This is a genomic window from Priestia sp. KCTC 13724, from assembly GCF_056820425.1.
On the sequence record NZ_JBXDLD010000012.1, the window covers coordinates 1 to 1,721 of the forward strand.

At 35.1% G+C, this 1,721-nt stretch carries 2 protein-coding genes; one reads left to right on the forward strand and one right to left on the reverse strand.

Annotated elements, in window-relative coordinates; genetic code table 11:
• Positions 1–245 precede the first annotated feature (245 nt).
• The gene (locus AC1UFB_RS01420) at positions 246–509 is read left to right on the forward strand and encodes a hypothetical protein (protein WP_025911268.1); all 264 of its coding nucleotides are present in this window, start codon (positions 246–248) and stop codon (positions 507–509) included.
• Positions 510–1,185: 676 nt separating this feature from the next.
• On the opposite strand, the gene AC1UFB_RS01425 is transcribed toward AC1UFB_RS01420, so the two are convergent.
• Positions 1,186–1,512: an antibiotic biosynthesis monooxygenase family protein gene (locus tag AC1UFB_RS01425; RefSeq protein WP_100347806.1), complete on the reverse strand. Its 327-nt coding sequence runs from the start codon at positions 1,510–1,512 to the stop codon at positions 1,186–1,188.
• Between the last annotated feature and the right edge of the window lie 209 nt (positions 1,513–1,721).

The following is a 1,721-nucleotide window of genomic DNA, read 5'->3' on the forward strand; positions in this document are numbered from 1 at the left end:
GCAAAGATAAAATTGCTGAAAATTTAGATTTTTATAAAGCGTTGAATTATTTTAATGCGACACTAGTGATATTTCTGTTATATCATTTCGTGATTATTTATTGAGATAATAAGACTTTTGGTTTATAATGGAATTAACCATTAAAAGATTGAATTTTCTGAAACATATTTCGATTCTAAAAACGAAATTTTCAATCTCAACGATGAAAAACTGAAAACACACTAAAATTTTGAGGAGGGGCTTTTATGGAATGGAAGTATTGGAAAGTCGTATTACGCTATGGTCATGTAGGAAAACGAAAAGATGTGACGGTTGCACGCTATCTCGTAACGCCTTCTCATTATAATTTAGTCATGGTGATGGACATTGGAAAAGAAATGCCTGGCGTAAAAAGTGAGGGAGTTGTTCGATTAACGGAAGTCGGGTTAGAAGAGTACCTGGCTGGCAAGAGAGCAGAAACGGAAAACTTTTACTTACAGCAGCTTTTTAATTACGAGCTGAGAGCATAGAAAAACTTTCATTAAGAAGCACCACTTAATTTATTTCTTCCACTACCTTCATCTTCTACCATGCAAGCTGAGCTGTTAACTGTTCCACAACTAGCCTTCAACGAAAACAGTATTCATTGTGTTCCAACATAGAAACAAGAATAGCTGAAAGATATAAATAGCTAGCGGTTCTTTTTCGGATGTAAGTAGATTCAAGTGTTGATCCGCCTAACCATTAAACTCTCGGTAAGACCTAAGACGTAGTTGAAATTGATTCTCCAGCAGCTGTTTGAACATTTAATGCTTCTCTATACTTAAGTACATACAAAAAATAGTTGGAGAAGAGAGTATGACTGAAACCATAATAAACCTTGTAGAAGAGTGGGGAATCTGGGATGTCTTTCTTTCCTTGTTTATTGAAGGGAGTGCATTCCCCCTTTATTGGAACATTTTTTATCGTAACGGTAGGCTTTATTTTAGATTTGTCTTGGTTTGGAATCGGTGGGATTTCTCTATTAGGAAGCTTCTTATATGCTGTAGGTAGTTATCTTCCTTATAGAACAACATGCATTTATTTTCAATGTCTAAAAAGGTTTTAAAATAGCTTAAAACCTCCTGTTGCTTTGTCAGGAGGTTTCTTTTTATACACCCTTAGTCAATATAACGAGCTTTTTATCGATACTAATCAAATAATTAACTACATCTCAAAAAAACTATGTCTCTCAACTTTGCAAACTCTAAAAGAAAAATTTTTATACCATTCTGTTTTGCCTTTATTCTGTGCTACTCTATGAGCTGAGTTTTCTTTCCAAGCTTTTATTGACTCTAAAGAATCCCAATATGAAACTGTGATCCCTAAGTCTTTATCTCTGGCGCTTTCTATCCCTAAAAATCCTTGCTGGTTAGAAGCAAGTTCTACCATTTTATCCGCCATTATCCCATATCCCTTATCTCCTTCGGTTCTCTGTGAAGCAAAAATTACTGCAAAATAAGGCGGTTCAGGGGTTTTTGCAATGCCAGCCATATGTGGTTCCTCCTCGAATAGTAAAATTAAATCCATATTAGTTACACTTTTTGACTAAACAACTCTTTCAAAGAAAAGCAATATTTCTCTGAAAGCTTATCACTTTTCCTCATTAATTCAGCCCGAGTCGTATGTGCTGTGTAAGCCCGTAATCAAACAACGCATATAAAACATCAGGCACCTCCGGTACGATAAATGTATCAATCAAA

Coding starts and splice junctions, on each gene's coding strand:
- AC1UFB_RS01420 (WP_025911268.1), top strand. CDS start 246: ATGGAATGGAAGTATTGGAAAGTCGTATTACGCTATGGTCATGTAGGA.
- AC1UFB_RS01425 (WP_100347806.1), bottom strand. CDS start 1,512: ATGGCTGGCATTGCAAAAACCCCTGAACCGCCTTATTTTGCAGTAATT.